This is a genomic window from Chryseobacterium phocaeense (assembly GCF_900169075.1).
Classification (GTDB): Bacteria; Bacteroidota; Bacteroidia; order Flavobacteriales; family Weeksellaceae; genus Chryseobacterium; species Chryseobacterium phocaeense.
The window spans coordinates 18364-35574 of record NZ_LT827013.1; the positions used below are offsets into that span (position 1 = coordinate 18364).

A 17211-nucleotide genomic window follows, 5' to 3' on the forward strand; every position below is an offset into this window, starting at 1 on the left:
GAATGCAAAGAAGAAATCAATTAAAATTGATTTGATGAATCATGCGTTTTATCTTTAAGCTTATTCAGTGACGCAGTCACTTCTCTTTGCTATCTTTAGACTAACCATGTAGCATTATAACTTTGCGTTTAAAAAGGAGTGTAAGAGTATAAATAAAAAATCCTTTAGAATCTACTCAGGATTCCCCAATGGATTTTAATATCATTGAATTTAAAAGGATTTCCAAACTCATTACCATTGGAAAGCTGAAAACTCATCAGCCCGATAGGAATAAAGAAATTAAATCCGAGGCCGACACTGTAGAGTTTGGGCTTCACATTCAGGGATTTATTATTGAGCTGGCCGTATTGCCCGAAGAAATCAAAGAAAGCCTGGCTTCCTATGAGGTAGCGGTATTCCAGCCCGGCATAATAGTAAAAGTCTGCAGCAAGGGACTTTTCATTGAAACCCCGCATGGAATTCCAGCCCCCGAAGCGGTACAATTCATTCGCTGAAAACTCAACTTTGGAATCCATCATCGCACCTTCCCCTTTGATATTGAGGAAATGGTTGCCGGATATATGGTAATTATGCTCCCCGAAGAAGTAGAACTGGTTTTGGTTCGCTTTAATATTATCTTTGGTATAGGTCGAGGTAAGATAATCGTAGCCGGCGTTGATCCTTGTTTTGTACAGGAACAGATCAATATCCGTAGGTTCCGTCATTTCAAACCAGATTCCTAATCCTTTCTTATTATAATCTTTCCCCTGGATATATAATTCGTCAATAATACTCGAGGATTCCAGGGTTCCTCTGAGCCCGATCTTGTTTCTGCTGTTGAGGTGATAGTAGAAAGCCGGAAGGAACTTTACGTTGGCAAAAGTAGAATCCTGTCTGAAAATATTCACTTTCAGATTCATCCCAACATTGGATTTAAGGAGATACGGGATATCGGTCTGAAGGTCAAAGGTCTGTCCTTTATCAGGGTTTCTCTGCCAGTAAAGATTCACGGTTTCAAAACCATTGAACATATTCCTGAAATTGACATTCAGGGTTCCGTTCAGGGTAAATTTTTCTGTCTTGTCATTTCCGAAACCAATTACCCCGTCAAAAGTATTCGTCTTTTTCTTTTCCATGAATAGATAAATACTTGTGGAATCTTTGGTGAACAAAGTTTGCGGAGGCCGTTCCAGACTGACAAAGGCGTGACTCTGGAAATTTTTGCTGATGGCTAAAAGATTTTTATCGTCGTAACTTTTTCCTTTGAATTCTTTTTCCAGATTTTTGATAAACCTTTTGGGAACCCTTTCATAGCCTTTTACAACAAAGTTATCTATGGTACGTTTATCATTTTTATTGATATCCAGCTCAATAACGGGATAGCCGTTTTTCTGACCTTTATACTTGGACTTAAGGCGGCTGAAGGCATATCCGTCATCAATATATTTTTTATTGATGCTTTTCTTCGTTGAGTCTAAATTCTTGGTGAAAAAATCTTTCTGGATTTTCAGTTTTAAAGCAATAGAATCCGAAAGATCTACATAGGTTTCGTTAAAATTTTTTCCTTTATCATAGAAAATTTCCGTGCTGTCACCTTTCACCTTGACATCTTTCAGCTGGGTGAAGAAATAATTGCTTTGTGATAATGAATCCAGGAACTTTACAGCCGAAACAGAATCTTTTACCTTTTTCCGGACATTGGTCTCCGTATCAATAAGCCAATACTGCTTCTTCTGCGCTTGTAGCAAAACGCAGAACAGGATAAAAAATATTTTTAAAAATAACTTCAATGTTCAATTTATTTAAACCATTCCTGTCTTAAGAATTAATAGAGTTAACTTCCGTGCTTCATTTAAAAAGCGGAGCTCACTTAATTTTCCTTAACCACTTAACAGATCTTAATGGTTTAAATCAGAATTAAATAATTTTTTTAATAACTGAATTTAGTCCAGTTTATTATACTTTTTCATCAGATTTTCATAAGTTCCCTGTGGAAGAATCCACTTCAAAGGAACGCCTATCTTCTGCCCGAATTTACCAAAATAATAATGGGCCTTCCACTTGTTCTTATTCAAAAGGTTTTCAACGTAAGCGGCGACTTCCAGAGGTTCAGTTCCGTCACCCACATGCGAGTTCATTAATGCATATACTTTATCGAAAACGTTTTTATAAGGTTCGGAAACCTTTGTTCTTACTCTGTTTTCTGCAATATTGGTTTTGATATCCCCAAGATGCAGCGAGCACACCTCAATATTCCATGGATAGACTTCATATCTTATAGCCTCCGTTACTTTATCCAGCGCAGATTTCGATGCCGAATAAAATCCGCGGAAAGGCAGCCCCATTTCACTTCCGATACTGGAAACATTAATGATCTTTCCGAATTTGTGTTCACGCATTTTTGGGAGAACGGCACTCATCATCTGAACAGAACCCACAAGATTCAGGTTAAACAGCTTCAGAATATCTTCTTTGGAAGAATCTTCCACAGCTCCCACCATTCCCATTCCGGCATTGTTGATCAAAACATCAATTCTGGATTCTGTTTCTAAGACTTCAGCAATGGCATTCTGGACCGCAGTATGATCTGTCACATCCGTTGGTATAGATTTGAAATACTGACTTTCCGTATGTTTTCGGCTTAAACCGTATACTTTGTGGCCTTTTTTTCCAAAATATTCGGCCAGTACAAACCCTATTCCTGATGAGGTTCCGGTGATGATAATCGTCATTGAATGGTATATAAATTTTTAGACTTTAAATTTTTCCGGGCACTGCTGAACTGTTCTTTACAACACTAACCGTATTTCCAGCAAATGTAAAAAAAGAAACAGGAACTCTGTTATTTATTTGCATCTAAATGATTTGTCTGGGTTAATAGAGTAAACTAAATTATTAGTTAACGATTTCGATGGTGAGAAAACCCTGTCAAGGTTTTAAACCTTGACAGGGTTTAGCGGGGATATTAATAACGAGGATAACTTGTGGATAAGTCTGTGGAAAACTATGTGGATAAGTATAAAAAGAAATGAGCAGAAGTTTAATTCTGCTCATTATATTTCTGATTGTTAGTAGTATAAGTCTTGATCCGATCCCGGGATTTTAAATTTGTTTTCCCCAATCCTGAAACTGTTCATTTTTATTAAAGTTTTAAACGGATGAACAAATTCCTTGTGATCATCCTTTGGGATGTCTTTTTCCTCTTCTTCGCAGGAAGAGTATTGATGATCAATAATTACTTTTCCTGTAGAAAAATTAATTTCATTCAGGTCATTGAAATCACAGGTATCTTCAAATCTGGAATGCGAACCGATGAGATAAAAATCTCCGTTCTGAAATCTGAATGTATGCTTGTAAGTCTGGGTATGTCTCGAATTGGTATTGAAGACCTGTTTGATGGAAAAGCTATTATTTCTAATGATAATTACCGGCGCTGCATTACTTTCCGGATAGAAACCGGTTCCGCTGGAAAAAAGAAAAGTGCTGTTCTGCTGCCAGATTTTCTGTTTTCCGTCTATATATTTTAGGATGTAAAATACTCTAGGAAAATCCTCCCGGTCTGCTGAAATGCTTTTGGTGGTGATATTAAAAATAACTATTGTTTCTTCTTTTCCGTCTTTATCCAGATCTCCTTTCGATTCTGCAATTTTCTCATATCCTTTCGGAACAGAGAAATCCTTCAGGTTTTGAGCATAGAAACTGATGGAAAAGATCAGAATGGAAAAAACCAAAAGCTTTTTCATAGTTGCAGTTTAAAATATTAAGCCAATATCCTCTTTTTGGATAATTCCGGTGTCTTCCACACGGCAAATACAGCCTTTAACGGTTTTATAGTTGGCGGGAATACGGGTTTCTTTCCCCTTGCCGTCGGTAATAATAATTCCCGCAGCATACTTTTCATCCTCCGCAAAGTAGGTTCTGAACACAACGTATTGATACCCGTTGTTGCTAAATAAAAGGTTATCCACTTCCATTCCCGCATTCTGCTTTCCTCCGCCTCTCATATAAGAATTGTAGTGGAATTTCTTCCAGCTTTCCTTATTCCTTTCGGCAGGGAATTCCATTTCCACATGATCTTTACTTCCAAATCTATATTGAATGTATCCGTTGTTTTTATCCTTAACCAAAGACATCATCTTTCCATTCTTGGTCTGGAATGAAAACAGGGTCTCTTCATTCGGAAGAAGATATTGCGCCCAGAAAGAAAGAGGAATCATCAGGCAAAAAAACAGGATATACTTTCTCATTATAGCATTACATTTTAAATTATCCATTACAAATTACCAAATTGTCACATCACCGCATCATCACATCAACTCATCATCACATCAACAAATCATCAAGATCCTTCCAGAACATCGGGTAAGATTTCTCCACCACATCTTCTTCTTCTATATTCAGTTCTTTAATCAGGCAAAACGGGGCAAAACTCATCGCCATCCTGTGATCCTGATACGTTCTGATGGAAATAGTGTCTTGCGGTTCTCCAAAGTTTACAGATTTAATGGTAAGGTCTGTAATTTCAGTTTCAGTGCCGAGTTTTTTCAGTTCGTTATATAAAGCCTGAAGCCGGTCTGTTTCTTTCACCCTTAAAGTTCCAAGTCCGGAAATGTCAAAGGGTATTTTTAATGCTGCAGCTGTTACACAAAGGGTTTGTGCAATGTCCGGGCAGTTGTTCATATCCAGGATAATTTTTTCCGGGAAAATAAAATCCGGATCCGGCTGAAGTGTTAATTGATGTTGGTCTTCCGTAAAGATGGTTTTAATTCCAAAAAACTCTTCATAAATTTTTGCAATGGCAGAATCTCCCTGTGTAGACTCTTTATAAAAGCTTTTCAGGTGAATAGTTTCTCTTCCCAAAGCTGCGAAAGAATAGAAATATGAGGCCGAGCTCCAGTCGCTTTCCACTTCATAATGGTTGGTAGATAATTCTTGATCTGCATCAAAATGCTCTACTTTGATGGTATTTCCTTCAAAGCTGTTTTTAATTCCGAATCTGGTCAGAATATCTAGGGTCATTTCAATATAAGATCTTGAGGTAACTTCTCCCACCAGATGAATCTCCAGTCCGTTTTCCAGTTTTCCGGCGATCAGAAGAAGGGAAGTGATGAACTGGCTGGATATATTGGCCGGAACATTCACCTGCTTTTGAGTGATTTTCTTTCCGGTAATTTTTAATGGTGGAAATCCTTCGTTTTCTAAATATTCAATCTCTACACCCAGGTCTCTTAAAGCGCTCACCAGGTTTTTGATGGGTCTTTCCTTCATTCTTTTAGATCCGGTAAGGATCGTTGTTTTTCCTTCAAAAGTTGAATAATAGGAGGTCAGGAAACGCATGGCAGTTCCTGCGTGGTGAATATCAACGGTTTCTGTGTTTTCGGACAATGCTTTCTTCAGCAGTTGCGTGTCCTGGGAATTAGACAAATTCCCGATCTGTATGTTTTTAAATAAACTTTCCAGAATCAATAAACGATTCGAAATACTTTTCGAACCGCTGATCTGAACTGTCTTATCTGCTGATAATTTAGATTTTTCTAGCTTCATTATTTCTTCAGTTTAAAGATCTTAGACGTCAGATATCAGATAACAGACCTTAAAAATCTGATATCTGATATCTTGTATCTGAAATCCATTCTACTTTAATTTTTCATTATTCTGATGCCGTTCCTTATCACGGTCAGTTTTAATCTTCATTTTTCTGTCGAAAGCGTTCTGCAGATTTACTCCGGTCTGGTTGGCTAAACATAAGGTAACAAACAGTACATCTGCCAGCTCTTCTCCGAGGTCCTTGCTTTTATCACTTTCTTTTTCGCTCTGCTCACCATATCTTCTGGCGATAATCCTGGCCACTTCCCCCACTTCTTCAGTGAGCATAGCCATATTCGTCAGTTCATTAAAATAGCGGACGCCAATGGTTTTGATCCATTCGTCCACCTGTTGCTGCAGTTGTGTGATTTCCATTATTGATAAGCTCCCAAGGTTGGATTTGTTGTTCTCGATACATTCACAATATCCATAGGGACAGTTCCTGCAACGGTTACATTTCCTTTTCCTCTCGCCGGAGACGTTGTTTTTACCCTTAAATTCATCTTGGCAGCAAAATAATTGAGGAACTGCGGATCTTCGTTTTTAATACTTTGTACCACATTAACATTCGTGTCGAAATTGAAACCTGCTTCCGAAGTATTTGAATATTTGATCAGTGAATTTTGAATCATGAATTCAAACTGCTGTCCCGGAGTCTGTTCAAAATTGATGGAATTATCCCGGTCTGAAAATACAATACTGTTTTTAATATCAAGACGCTGAAGCGCTCCCTGTTCTGTTGTTCCGGATGCATTTTTCCATTCATTGGTGGCGGTGATTCCGTTTCTGTTGAATGTACCCATGGATTTAGAATAGTTGGCAATAGTAGAATGAGTGTAACTGTGATTTCCCCCTCTGAAGATCCCGATGCATGATTCACCGCAATTGTTCATCACTAAATTGCTAGCTGTTACTGCAGAGCCTACCGCATAAATTCCGTATTCAAAGAAGTTGTGGATAAAGGAATTTCTGATATTCGCGGTATTCTGCTTCATATCCAAGCCTCTGGTTCCCCCGAAAAGGCGGGCAAAATTCATATTAAGAATAGAATTGGCTTCCATACGTATAGAATTCCAGTTTTTAGGAATTGTATCGTGTTTTTCGTCATTTCTGTCACCACGGAGGATTACTTCGTCATTTAGGGCTCCGTTGATATTTAAAGTAGCTCCTGTGGAAACTTTCATGCCGCTGTTGGTGTGGAAATATACTTTGGTTCCTGGTTGGATATCCAGTGTTATATTAGGATTGATGGTAAGATTACCATAAATAATCTTTGCTTTGGTTTTATCCCATGTAGTGTGAGTAGCAATTACATTAGGGTTGGTGGGGGTTTCAATGAAGAATTCAGCATCCTGAACCACTGAAAATAAAGTCACATGCTGCTGGCCTGCCCCGCTGCTGAAAAGAATTTTATCTTCAGCAATAGCTTCCGGTCCTGTGGCTTCCGGAGCAATTTCAACAAAAATATACATGCTGTCTTTCTTTCTCAAAGGCACATCTTTGAAATCATAGCCGGGTTTTCCGTCTACGTTGATCCTGTATAAGGAAGCACTTCCTTTTTCCAGATTGATCCTTGGAATCAAAACATCTTTGTCTTCATTATTATATACTTTTACAAGATAGGTTTCAGAACGTACCTGATGATATACCGTGTCACAAAATACCGTGTCTGCTGAAAAACGCAGCTGCTGGGAAGGGGCATCAAAAGTAATCTCATCCTTATTACATGATACTGCCATCAGAAGCATCCAGAAAGAAAAAGCCAGTAATAGTTTGAATTTCATTGAAATTAAAGTTTAATAGATTCCAAATTTAACGAAAATACTTTGAATTTCTTATCAACAAAAAATATTGGATTCAGTATTTGGATATTTGAAAAAATGTTGTACTTTTGCAACCTAAAATTAGCAGAGAAATATCCATTACTATTTCGAAAGCAAACTTTAATTTTTTAAAAATTGTATTATGAAAAAAGGAATCCACCCAGAAAATTATAGACTTGTTGTTTTCAAAGATATGAGTAACGACGAAGTGTTTCTTTGCAAATCTACTGCAGAAACAAAAGATACCATCGAGTTTGAAGGTCAAGAATATCCATTGATCAAAATGGAAATCTCTTCAACTTCTCACCCTTTCTACACTGGTAAAGTGAAATTAGTTGACACTGCAGGTAGAGTTGATAAGTTCATGAACAAATACAAAAAATTCGCTAAGTAATTTTTTGTTAATACAACATACTGAAGTCTTCCAATATTTGGGAGACTTTTTTTATTCTAGAAATTAGAAGTTAGAGGCTAGAAATTAGTAGGGCTGCGAAACAAATTTTCCCGGAACAAGTAGTTATGGGCTAAGTTAAGTATTGATACTACGACTACCATAAACTAATTTCTAACTTCTAATCTCTAACTTCTCATTAAAGCTATTTTTGTATTTTTGTCCTAAGTGGAAATTAGATACTGCAGGACTTTCGTCTTCCATCCTCTAACTTCTAACTTCTAATCTCTAACTTCTATACCAATGCAATTAGTATTTTCAGATGCTCAATACTGGGAAGATTTTCTTCCGCTCACCTTTACCCGTCCTGTTGCTGCCATGCGCTGCGGAATCCTTACTTTTTCCGAACGATGGCAGAAGATTCTGGAGAATACGGAAATATCTTATTTCACCGAGAATTATCTTCAGGATAAATTCAAAAACCCGGAAGAAAAGGAAAGTCTCTTTCTGGTTACCAATTTTCTTCCCACAGAATCCGTAGTTCAGCAGATTAAAGAACTTAAACAAGGAGAAGCCTTGGTGTATGAAGACGAACTGATCGCTGCCAGAATCAATATGAAAGGATTTTCCCTTAACCAGATTGAAAAAATGACGGATATCAAAGAAAAACTGACATTTTTCAAAAGACCGGCAGATTTATTTACCTACAATCATCTTGCGATAGATTTTGATTTTGATCTGTTGACTGCGGGAAGAACTTCACAGGAGCTTTCTTCTACCAACGGATTTTTAGGAGATAAAAAGGAACTGTTCATTGAAGAAGGGGCGCAGATAGAATTTTCTACCATCAATACAAAAACAGGGAAAATCTATATCGGGAAAAATGCTGAGGTGATGGAAGGCTGCAACCTTCGCGGACCAATATCATTAGGGGAAGATTCCAAATTTAATCTGGGATCTAAAATTTATGGTGCCACCACCGTTGGTCCCCATTGTAAAGTAGGAGGTGAGGTCAATAATATTATTATCTTCGGCTATTCCAGTAAAGGGCATGAAGGTTTTGTAGGGAACTCTGTCATCGGTGAATGGTGTAATTTCGGAGCCGATACCAATTCTTCCAACCTGAAAAACAATTACAGCCAGGTTAAACTCTGGAACTACAGAACAAAAGCTTTTGAAGACACTGGGCTTCAGTTTGCCGGCCTGATCATGGGAGATCATTCTAAGACAGCAATCAATACTCAATTAAATACAGGAACTGTCATTGGGGTGGCTTCCAATATATTTAAACCGGGTTTCCCTCCGAACCTTGTGGAAAACTTCTCGTGGGGTGGGTGTAAAGATGATGAAAGATTTAAACTTGATAAAGCCTATGAAGTGGCAGAAAGAGCAATGGCAAGAAGAAAAGTGGCATTGACAGACGATGATAAAGCTATTCTGAAACATATTTTCGATACCTATTAATATTGAAAGCCTCCATTCCGGAGGCTTTTTATTTACAGAATAATGTTAGAATAATCTGCTTCATCAGCAAAATCAGCGTGAATTTTTTTTAAACCACTAAAGGGGTATTAAGATTATTAAGTGAGCTCTGCATAAGCGGTTTACTCCCAAAAAAAATCTTCACTCACAGTATATATGAGCAAAAACGATGTCTTTGAAATTATTTTTCAGGAAACTAAAAAAAAACTTAATTTTATAAAAATCGATAAGAGCCTTTTGTAAAGGGCTTTATAGGCATGCCGGAATATTGAATTACAGAAAATGCAAACTTTTTTTGATCATCGTGTAATAGAATTAAGATTGTAATTGTCTTACTTATAGAAACAAAACTCATGACCCAGGAAACTTTCAAGAATACGGTGTTTATTCTCAAAGACGAGATGTATCGTTTTGCGAAAAGATTCGTTATGAGCAGTGATGAGGCAGAGGATGTGGTGCAGGACCTGATGTTGAAGTTCTGGCAGAAGAAGGAAGAACTGGAGCAGTTTGGAAATTTGAAGTCCTATGCGCTCAAGTCCGTCCGGAACGAATGCCTGAACCGGCTGAAGCACCATGATGTGAAGTTGGGCTTTGCAGATTTGCAGCTTCACCGCTCGGAATTATACAGCATGGATATCAACAATCTGAAGGAGCATATTATCGGATTTATCAATCAGCTTCCCGAAAAACAGAAAATGGTAATCCATCTGAAAGACGTAGAAGAATATGAAGTCTCGGAAATTTCCGACATGCTGGAAATGGAAGAAAACGCAGTAAGAGTAAATCTGATGCGGGCGAGACAAAAAGTAAAAGAACAAATATCACAACTGATGAGCTATGAACAAAGATCAATTTCAGAATAAATACGACGAAATCTTCCAGGAAATTAAGGAAGAAAAGATGGAATGGAGTTTTGAAGATTTTCTTCAGAAAACGGAAGGGGGGACAGAAAACTCTGAAACCGGTGAAGCTCCTGTTATTCCCCTTCAGAAAAATAAACCTTCTTTCCCGAAATGGTTCTGGATGGCAGCAGGATTAGTACTTCTTTTCAGCATTGGCTTTTTCTTTAACGATTACCGGACAGGTGTTTCCGAGAGAGAAAAACTGGTGAAAGATGAGGTTTTAAAACAAAAATCTGAATTTATTGAAGAAAACAATGACCATCAGGAACAGGTAGCGGTTAATCATACCGATTCCATTTCCGGTGCTAAAAAAGATTCGGTTTTCCAGGAAAATTCATTTGCAGAAAAAGATGTTCTGGATGAGATTTTACCGAAAAGAGGGAGACTTAAAAAAGAATCAAAGCCGAGATTTGTCAACAATTCTTCCTATAAAAATAAAGCTTCAAAAGACTCTACAGGCTACAAGGACTCTTATGTCATTGTAAACGGTAAGAGAATCGATAATGTAGATGAAGCCATCAATGTGACTAAATATTCATTCCAGATATTTGCAAATAACGTTAGTGAAAAGTTAGTACAGCCTACAGTGGTAGACGACGATTATTAACAACAATAAAAGATTATGCACCTGATCAGGCACCAGTAATCAGCTTAAGAAATAAAAATTGACTCATGAAAAAACTATTTATAATATTCGCACTCGCTTTTTCCCATTTCTTTACGGTATATGGCCAGCGGGATAAATTCGACATGCTTTTTGACAGATATCAGGAAGTAGAAGGAGTGACCTCTATTAAAATTGCAAAACCGATGTTCGGTATGCTCAGCAGCCTAAATATTGATGATTCCCAGCTGGATCAGATCAAGCCCCTGCTTTCAAAAATCAACGGACTGAAAATTCTGATTACAGAAAGTTCTGATAATGGAGATACTACAGAAGGGCGTAAAGTTCAGGATAACGTGTCCAGGTTAAGTAAAGATATTTCAATGTATATGAAAAATCTGAACTACAACGAGATTATGGCCGTCAATAATTCCGGAGCGAAAATAAAATTCCTTGCTTCTGATGTAAAGGATGGTATGCTGGATGATCTTTTGCTCAGCATTGACAGCGGAAAAGGAGAAAATATCCTTGTAATGCTGGATGGAAAGCTTTCTATGGATGATGTGAATAAGATCATTAATTCCAGTGAAACCAAAATTAATCCGGTGACCAATGTGAGAAACAGTCTTACGTCTGAAAATAATTCATCCTACCTTAACGGAGAAGCCAGAAATGTGGGCGAGTTTTCAGGAATCAGCGTAAGTACAGGGGTAAATGTGGTTTTCAAGCAGGAAAGTCCTGCCAGCGTAAAAGTAATTGCAGATGCAGATAAACTTCAGTACATCATTACCAAAGTGGAAAATGGAATCCTGAAAGTGTACGTAGACAATAAAGGAACAAAAAACCTGAGATTTAAGAACTTGAGTGTTAATATTTCCGCACCAAGGATGAACAGTATCAAAGCCTCTTCCGGAGCTAATTTTAATGTGGTGAATTCCATCAGAGAAAATGACCTGGTTATTGACGCATCGTCCGGAGCTAATGTGAAAGGCGACTTTAAAATCTCCAATACAATAGATGTTGGAATTTCATCAGGCGCCAACATCAGAGCCGGAATGACAACGGGAACGCTTATGGTAAAAGCTTCAAGCGGATCCAACGGAGCGATTGAGGGAAAAGCAGATTCAGGAATAATAGATATCAGCAGCGGAGCGTTGCTTAAAGCAGATAATTTAAGAATGGATAATCTGGAAGCAGAAGCTACATCAGGAGGAAACCTCTCTGTGAATGTTTCAAGCCGGTTAAAAGTAAAAGCTTCTTCCGGTGGACTGGTAAGATATAAAGGAAGACCCGAAATAGAATCCAACATCAGTAAAACATCCGGCGGAACTCTGAAACCAATGGATTAAAAAATGATCACCATGAAAACTTTAAAAAACATTTTCCTAGGAATCTTTACTATGCTCATGATTCAGTCATGCGTTGTTTCAAGAAGACCCAATATGGATTTCGTAAGGCATTCCGAACACGATTTTAAAGGAGCGCGTTTTGCAAGCTTCAATATTCCTGTCTTTTTAGCAAAACCTTTTATTAAAAAAGCTCTGAGAGAGGACGGCGAAAGTGAAGAAGTGATCAACCTGATTAAAAAAGTATCAAAAATAAAGGTGATGACGGTGGATAATGGCAGAAAAGAAATGCTGAACGAATACTCCAGATATTTAAATGACAATGATTTTGAAGAATGGGCAACCATCAGACATGATGGTGAGAATGTCAATGTCCGGGTAAAACAGAATGGTGAAACCATCAACAATATGATGATTACGGTAAATTCAGATAAAGAATTGGTTTTCGTGGATGTGAGAGGGAATTTTACTGCTGATGATATCTCAAAAATGATCAATGCCGCGACTGACAAATAGTTTCAACACCCAACTCATAATTATATGGAAAAGCTGATCAGAGAGGTACGGATCCTGAAAATCTACGCCGTTTCCCTAACCGTTATATGCATTTTGTTCTTTTTCTTCGGTTTTAAAAATCAGAAATCCAACCAGCGTTTTGAAGAAATAGATGTGGAGCGGATCAATATTATTGAAAAAGACGGAACGCTGAAAATGACGATCAGTAACAAAAGCCGGCAGCATCCCGGAATGTTCAATAAAAAAGACTTAAAACCCAGGGAAAGAGAAGCCGGAATGATTTTCTTCAATGAGCTCGGAGATGAATGCGGAGGGCTTGTATATGGTGCTGATAAAGAAGGTTCAGGAATGGTGTATTCGGTAGACCAGAGAAATACAGACCAGATTATGCAGTTGCAATACATGGAAGGAACAGGAGATCAAAAGAACAGGACGTATGGACTTAAGCTTTGGGACAGACCGGATAATTTCCCGATGGAAGAAATCATGAAGTTTGAAGATTCTTTAAAGAAACTCAATGACCCTGCGGCTTCAAAAAAAGCATATGCTAAACTTGGAAAAGAAGGCAAGCTTACCCGGGAAAGATTTTTTGCAGGCAAGACTGGCGATGGAGATGTAGGCCTGTTTCTTAAAGATTCCAATGGAAAAATCCGTCTTAAAATTTATGTAGATAAAAGCAATCAGACCCATATTGACCAACTGGATGAAAACGGGAAGATTGTTCAATGAATATAATAAGAAAACAAGTAGTTTCATACTCTACTAATTATTTTGTACAAGAGAACCGCTCCTTCAAAAGAGCGGTTTTTTGATTTAATTTATTGATTATTAATTTTTATTTAAACTATTAAAAAGGATTTTCATATCTCACCGAAATAACCTAATTTTGCACAGAAAGTAAAGATGTCTATTCATAACAAAATTGTAGAGACAGCCATCACTTTCGATGACGTTCTTCTAGTCCCTTCTTATTCAGAAGTTTTACCTAATCAGGTATCATTAAAATCAAGACTTACCGACAAAATCACGCTGAATGTTCCGATAGTTTCTGCTGCGATGGACACAGTTACTGAAGGAGATCTGGCCATTGCTCTGGCAAGAGTGGGAGGTTTAGGTTTCATCCATAAAAACATGACGATCGCTGAGCAGGCTGCACAGGTAAACCGGGTAAAGCGTTCAGAAAACGGAATGATCTCAGATCCAGTGACCCTTTCAAAAGATCATACGCTGGGTCAGGCCAAGGAGACCATGGCCAAATATAAAATTTCCGGTCTTCCTGTAGTAGATGCCAATAATGTTCTGATCGGAATTATTACCAACAGAGATGTAAAGTATCAGGAAAATCTTGATATGAAGGTGGAGGAGATCATGACCAAAGAAAACCTGATCACTTCCGATAAAAATACCAACCTTGAAAAAGCGAAGGAAATTCTTCTGAAAAACAGAGTAGAGAAGCTTCCTATCGTAGACCAGGAAAATAAACTGGTTGGTCTGATCACAATCAAAGATATTGATAACCAGCTTGAATATCCTAATGCCAACAAAGATGAAAACGGACGCCTGATTGTAGGAGCCGGAGTAGGCGTTGGAGAAGATACTTTGGACAGAATTGCTGCTTTGGTGAAGGCCGGAGTAGATATTATCGGAATAGACTCTGCACACGGACATTCAAAAGGAGTTCTGGATAAAATCGCTGAAATCAGAAGAACATATCCTGATCTTGATATTGTAGGTGGAAATATTGTAACGGCAGAAGCTGCCAGGGATCTTATTGAAGCTGGAGCAAACGTTCTTAAAGTTGGGGTAGGACCTGGTTCTATCTGTACAACAAGAGTGGTTGCAGGAGTAGGGGTTCCGCAGTTATCAGCTATTTATAATGTATATGAATATGCGGCTTCCAAAAATGTAACCGTAATTGCAGATGGTGGAATCAAGCTTTCCGGAGATATTGTAAAAGCAATTGCAAGCGGAGCGGGAGCAGTAATGTTAGGCTCACTGCTTGCAGGAACCGATGAAGCTCCGGGAGAAGAAATTATCTTCCAGGGAAGAAAATTCAAATCTTACCAGGGGATGGGAAGTCTTTCTGCGATGAAGAGAGGAGGAAAAGAAAGATATTTCCAAAGTGAAGCCAAGAAATTTGTTCCGGAAGGAATTGAAGGAAGAGTACCACACAAAGGAAAACTGGAAGATGTAATTTTCCAGCTGACCGGAGGTCTGAGAGCAGGTATGGGATATTGTGGAGCCAAAGATATTGAAGCTTTACAAAAAGAAACAAAAATGGTCATGATTACAGGAAGTGGATTAAAAGAATCTCACCCGCATGATGTGATTATCACTCAGGAAGCTCCGAATTATTCTTTATAAAGTTCTTACATTTAAAATACAAAAGAATCCGTCTCGCCCAATTGAAGTGAGGCGGATTCTTTTATTGATCATCAGCTTACTTTTATAAAATTGAATCTGCGTTTAATGACACTATTCAGGAATCTGCCTTTTGATCTTGCCTCCCTGAACTTTTCAGAGATGCTTAGTGGTACATTGAGATAGTCATATACAGCGCCGGACTGATAAATAATTCTTAATATTTCAGTCTCCGGAAAATAAATATAACTATTGACAACACTTGATGGCATATCATGTATTGAGCAAAAAATATTCCTAAAAAAAACCTTTCAGAAGTAGCTGAAAGGTTAGAATTTGTAACACTGTTTTTTTAACTATTGGCCAAGCATTTTATGGTAATGGGCAATGTGAAGATACCCCTCCTCTTTAATACTTACTTCCAGATGATGTTTTCTGGCGGTTTCATAGATCTCTTTTGGCAGCATACTTCCTTTTTTACTCAGCTCAATGCTCATATCTTTCAGAAGATCCAGATGAAGGATAAGATCTTCTCTTGTCTTTTTAGCGAGATCCTGAATCAGTTTTTCAATCTTTTTATCTGTAATATCATGGCGCATGCGGTACGGATATTCTTCAAAGCTGTATACCGCCTGGTATTCCTCATCAAAGCCGTATTTTCTGATATAATCCGTGGCCAGGATGCTAGCCTGCTCGCGGTCATGGCTTCTTCCGATACTTGCATTATTTTCTCCGAATACAATTTCTTCCGCAATTCCTCCAGCAAGATAAATTTTAATCCGGTCCAGAAGACTTTCCTTTGTATCGTGAATCTGATGTGGAAAAGTAAATCCTGCGGCATAGCTGCTGGCTACCTTACTCTTAAGCTGGAGTGGGGCAAAACCGGTATAAAGCATATAAGAAACAGCATGCCCGCATTCATGAACGCTGATATTGGCCACTGCATCCTCCTGGTTAGACTGGCGTATGCGGTCTATTCTTCCCGTGTACGGAATTTCAATGATGCGTGTGCCCACTTTTGCGGAAATCACTTTCTTGTTAACAAGATAATCTATTTCTATGGTTGTATCCTCATGGATGATGGCCTCAAAAAGAAACTTGCTGAGGTTGGTATCCAGAATATCCACAACACTGCTGAATACCGGACGTACACCCTGAACAGGAAAAACGCCGTTTCTGTAGATCAGTTCATTGATATTTTTACTGATTTTTAAACCAATTCCGAATTTTGATTTGGTCTTGGTTTTAAGATGATTGATCTCCCGCTGTACCAGTTGCTGGAAATCCTCCGTCTTCAGTGAAAAATAAATCAGATGGATATTCCCGAATCGGGCCACCTGCTCCGGCCGGAACTTTTTGGAAAGTGCATTTTTAATATCAACCACGGTGATCTTTTTCGTAAATGCATGATAAATGTTGGCATCCACATCCGCTTCACTGGTTTCATGGGACATCTGAAAGGCCTCATCCAGATTTCCGCTGATGATGATTAGCATCTTACTGTAATTTACGGGCTCATAGATCTTTTTTTCTTTCTGCTTTTTCAGAATCAGCTTGATCATATCTTCCTCTTTCATGTCAATAATGCTCATGACATCATCATCCATGCTGAGGTATTTTTTCAGCTCTTTGGCATCCCAGAGATTAAGGTACGGATTTTCGTCCATTTCCGTTTCTCCGTTCTGCTTCCGGCGTTCATTTTCTTTTTTTCGTAAGAGGAAGGAGAGCAGGTAGTGCTCAAGATCATCCCGTTCTCTTCTGCTTAGCCGTCCGTCACTTAAAAGCTCCCAGAAATCTGTAAATCTTGTCTGCGGAACCGGAGTTCCATCAGGCCCAAGTGTGTGGAACCTCTGGATCTCATCAAAGAGAACAATACTGGGTTTTTCATCATTAAGGCGGTTGTTTTGGAAAATATCGGAAACGCTTTTACTCCAGGTGGTTTCATCACTATTGCTCAGCTCTATTTCCACAAATCGGTTTTGAAATTCCAGAAATCTGATGGTTTTTCTTACCAGATCTGTTTTGCCCACACCGGTCATACCCCATAGATTGATTATTACGGGGCGGGTCAGGATTTCCGGCATCAGGTACCAGATCTGGATGTATTCCATTAAATCATCAATAATCTTATCAATTCCGATGAATTCTTTTTTCAGGAATATTTTGCAGTCGTCCAGCTTTTTCTTTTTCTTCCGGATCTCTTCTTTATCAATAATCATGC

At 38.3% G+C, this 17211-nt stretch carries 17 protein-coding genes; 8 read left to right on the top strand and 9 right to left on the bottom strand.

Features of this window, described 5'->3' with window-relative positions:
- Window positions 1–164: 164 nt before the first annotated feature.
- From B7E04_RS00070 to B7E04_RS00100, 7 genes are all read right to left on the bottom strand, one after another.
- Window positions 165–1769, bottom strand: coding sequence for a BamA/TamA family outer membrane protein (locus B7E04_RS00070; RefSeq protein ID WP_080776588.1), 1605 nt, complete (start codon window positions 1767–1769; stop codon window positions 165–167).
- A 153-nt stretch (window positions 1770–1922) separates the two neighbouring features.
- Window positions 1923–2711, bottom strand: coding sequence for an SDR family oxidoreductase (locus B7E04_RS00075; protein WP_080776589.1), 789 nt, complete (start codon window positions 2709–2711; stop codon window positions 1923–1925).
- A gap of 336 nt (window positions 2712–3047) precedes the next feature.
- Window positions 3048–3722, bottom strand: coding sequence for a hypothetical protein (locus tag B7E04_RS00080; RefSeq protein ID WP_080776590.1), 675 nt, complete (start codon window positions 3720–3722; stop codon window positions 3048–3050).
- Between the two features lie 9 nt (window positions 3723–3731).
- Window positions 3732–4226: a hypothetical protein gene (locus tag B7E04_RS00085; RefSeq protein WP_080776591.1), complete on the bottom strand. Its 495-nt coding sequence runs from the start codon at window positions 4224–4226 to the stop codon at window positions 3732–3734.
- A gap of 76 nt (window positions 4227–4302) precedes the next feature.
- Entirely contained in the window at window positions 4303–5523 is a 1221-nt protein-coding gene (locus B7E04_RS00090; RefSeq protein WP_080776592.1) for a 3-phosphoshikimate 1-carboxyvinyltransferase, read from the bottom strand.
- A gap of 90 nt (window positions 5524–5613) precedes the next feature.
- Window positions 5614–5940, bottom strand: a complete 327-nt coding sequence (locus B7E04_RS00095; protein WP_080776593.1) for a nucleotide pyrophosphohydrolase — start codon at window positions 5938–5940, stop codon at window positions 5614–5616.
- Window positions 5940–7349: a hypothetical protein gene (locus tag B7E04_RS00100; RefSeq protein WP_080776594.1), complete on the bottom strand. Its 1410-nt coding sequence runs from the start codon at window positions 7347–7349 to the stop codon at window positions 5940–5942. Before B7E04_RS00100 ends, B7E04_RS00095 begins: the two co-directional genes overlap by 1 nt.
- A 181-nt stretch (window positions 7350–7530) precedes the next feature.
- Here B7E04_RS00100 and B7E04_RS00105 point away from each other — a divergent pair, with 181 nt between their 5' ends.
- The 8 genes from B7E04_RS00105 to guaB all read left to right on the top strand — a co-directional run bounded on the left by B7E04_RS00105 (window position 7531) and on the right by guaB (window position 14993).
- Window positions 7531–7782 carry a type B 50S ribosomal protein L31 gene (locus B7E04_RS00105; RefSeq protein ID WP_034707789.1) on the top strand — a complete coding sequence of 84 codons (252 nt, stop codon included), beginning with the start codon at window positions 7531–7533 and terminating at the stop codon, window positions 7780–7782.
- 300 nt (window positions 7783–8082) lie between these two features.
- The gene (locus B7E04_RS00110) at window positions 8083–9243 is read left to right on the top strand and encodes a putative sugar nucleotidyl transferase (protein WP_080776595.1); all 1161 of its coding nucleotides are present in this window, start codon (window positions 8083–8085) and stop codon (window positions 9241–9243) included.
- Window positions 9244–9614: 371 nt separating this feature from the next.
- On the top strand, window positions 9615–10124 hold the full coding sequence (locus tag B7E04_RS00115; RefSeq protein ID WP_080776596.1) for an RNA polymerase sigma factor: 510 nt from the start codon (window positions 9615–9617) through the stop codon (window positions 10122–10124).
- Window positions 10099–10770 carry a hypothetical protein gene (locus B7E04_RS00120; protein WP_185117059.1) on the top strand — a complete coding sequence of 224 codons (672 nt, stop codon included), beginning with the start codon at window positions 10099–10101 and terminating at the stop codon, window positions 10768–10770. The genes B7E04_RS00115 and B7E04_RS00120 overlap by 26 nt, the downstream gene beginning before the upstream one ends.
- A 65-nt stretch (window positions 10771–10835) precedes the next feature.
- Complete coding sequence (locus tag B7E04_RS00125; protein ID WP_080776597.1) at window positions 10836–12116, top strand: DUF4252 domain-containing protein; 1281 nt, start codon at window positions 10836–10838, stop codon at window positions 12114–12116.
- Between the two features lie 12 nt (window positions 12117–12128).
- A complete protein-coding gene (locus B7E04_RS00130) occupies window positions 12129–12629 on the top strand; it encodes a DUF4252 domain-containing protein (protein ID WP_080776898.1) in 501 nt (166 codons plus the stop codon).
- A 24-nt stretch (window positions 12630–12653) separates the two neighbouring features.
- Window positions 12654–13358, top strand: coding sequence for a hypothetical protein (locus B7E04_RS00135; RefSeq protein WP_080776598.1), 705 nt, complete (start codon window positions 12654–12656; stop codon window positions 13356–13358).
- Window positions 13359–13532: 174 nt separating this feature from the next.
- Window positions 13533–14993, top strand: coding sequence for an IMP dehydrogenase (gene guaB / locus B7E04_RS00140; protein ID WP_080776599.1), 1461 nt, complete (start codon window positions 13533–13535; stop codon window positions 14991–14993).
- 71 nt (window positions 14994–15064) lie between these two features.
- Here the strand turns inward: guaB and B7E04_RS00145 are convergent, their stop codons facing one another.
- A complete protein-coding gene (locus B7E04_RS00145) occupies window positions 15065–15262 on the bottom strand; it encodes a KTSC domain-containing protein (RefSeq protein ID WP_080776600.1) in 198 nt (65 codons plus the stop codon).
- A gap of 84 nt (window positions 15263–15346) precedes the next feature.
- Window positions 15347–17209 (bottom strand): AAA family ATPase, encoded by a 1863-nt coding sequence (locus B7E04_RS00150; protein ID WP_080776601.1) that lies wholly within the window; start codon window positions 17207–17209, stop codon window positions 15347–15349.
- Window positions 17210–17211: the final 2 nt, after the last annotated feature.